This window comes from Streptomyces sp. NPDC015032, assembly GCF_043080425.1.
In the GTDB taxonomy this organism is placed as follows: Bacteria; Actinomycetota; Actinomycetes; order Streptomycetales; family Streptomycetaceae; genus Streptomyces.
This window is the reverse complement of the sequence record NZ_JBIBVN010000117.1, coordinates 1-1,652: the sequence shown is the minus strand read 5'-3', so window position 1 is coordinate 1,652 and position 1,652 is coordinate 1. Positions and strand designations below refer to the sequence as shown.

Sequence of the window (1,652 nt, the reverse complement as noted above, 5' to 3'; positions counted from 1 at the left end):
CTAGGGCCTGTTATGGAAGTGGGCTTGCTGCCGACCTCCGAACCCGGACGGGCGCCCTCGGGCGCCCGTCCGGGAGGTGTCAGAGTTGACGGAAGTAGACCGTGAGTGGGAGGACTGTGCACCCGAGCGCCTCGTAGAGGGCTCGGGCCGGTGCGTGGAACTGGTCTCCTCCGGTGCCAATCTCAACGACCTCGGCACCGAGGGCCCGCATCTGTTCGAAGGCGTGCTCGCACAGTGCGGTGCCTACATGGTGCCGTCGGTGCCGGGTCGAGACGGCGAGGATCGTGATCTCCCCCTTCTTGTGGGCCGGGGCGACGCTCCACGCCACGTAGCCCGCGATGGCGCCTTCTGCTTCGGCGATGGCGACGTAGGTGTGCTGCTCGGGTACATGGAGTTGGGCGACCTGTTTGCGGTAGTCATCGCGCCAGTTGCCGTGCTGAACGGCGAAGACGGCCTCGCCCATCAAGGGGCGAAAGGAATCCTCGTAGAACGGCCGGAACGTGTCGATGGTCAGTTCGGTGAGTGCTGCGAGGTCATGCTGGGTGAACGCGCGGACACGCATGGACGTGTGCCTCTCAGGCTGAGGGCTTGATATCCGGGCGGAACAAGGCCCGCTCCCGGCCACAGGCTTGGCGGTGAGTCGGGGCCCCTCAGTGACGTGTGCGCCAAGTGTCAAAGCACTCCATGATTCGCATCCTAGCGCCCGGCGCGCACTTCGCACGCTTCGATCACAGCCACTCGTTGATGGCAGCGATGAGGACGGTCGCCTCATAGCGGACCGCCAACTTGTCGTATCGCGTGGCGACGGCGCGGTGCCTCTTGAGGCGATTGATTCCGCACTCGACCGCGTGGCGCTCGCGGTAGTCGACGGGGTCGAACTTCGGCGGCCGGCCGCCGAGGGAGCCGCGCTGCTTGCGGTTACGCGCCTGGTCAGCCTTGTCCGGGATGGTGCAGCGGATACCGCGTCTACGCAGGTAGGCGCGGTTCATGCGGGAGGCGTACGCCTTATCAGCGCGCACGCGATCGGGACGGACGCGTGGCCGGCCCACGCCGACGCGGGGCACACGAACTTTCTCCATCACAATCTCGAACTGCGGCGAGTCGCCTCGCTGCCCGGCCGTCACCACCATGGACAAGGGCTTTTGGCCCTGCTCGACAGCCAGGTGCAGCTTGGTAGTGAACCCTCCGCGCGAGCGTCCCAGTCCGTGGTCACGGGGTTCGGTGAAGACACCGCCTGGCGGTTCCTTCTGCAAGTCGCCCTGCTTTCGGGCCCCAGCCGCATGCTGATGAGCACGGCACACGGTGGAGTCGACGCTCAGGTCCCACCTGATCTCACCCTTCGCGTCGGCCAGGGACTGAAGCTGGGTGAGGACCCGGTGCCAGGTGCCATCCCGCTGCCACCGGCGGAACAAGTCGTAGATCCGGGCCCACGGCCCGTACTCGACGGGTACGTCCCGCCACGGAACACCGGTCCGGACCCGGAACCGTATGCCGTCGATCAGTTGCCGCCGCGGCCAGACAGGCGGCCGCCCAGCCTTCGTCCTCTGCGGCAAGAGCGGCTCCAATACTGCCCACTGCTCATCCGTCAGGTCTCCCCGCCCCATGAGCCACGATCATGCATAGGCCGAGATCCATTTCGATACACGCCCTAG

General features: G+C 66.5%; 2 protein-coding genes. Both read right to left on the bottom strand.

Annotated features, from left to right (window positions below):
• Window positions 1–79: 79 nt before the first annotated feature.
• The gene (locus tag ACF08M_RS41615) at window positions 80–562 is read right to left on the bottom strand and encodes a GNAT family N-acetyltransferase (RefSeq protein WP_392190521.1); all 483 of its coding nucleotides are present in this window, start codon (window positions 560–562) and stop codon (window positions 80–82) included.
• A gap of 166 nt (window positions 563–728) precedes the next feature.
• The gene (locus tag ACF08M_RS41610; RefSeq protein WP_392190520.1) at window positions 729–1,604 is read right to left on the bottom strand and encodes an IS5 family transposase; all 876 of its coding nucleotides are present in this window, start codon (window positions 1,602–1,604) and stop codon (window positions 729–731) included.
• Window positions 1,605–1,652: the final 48 nt, after the last annotated feature.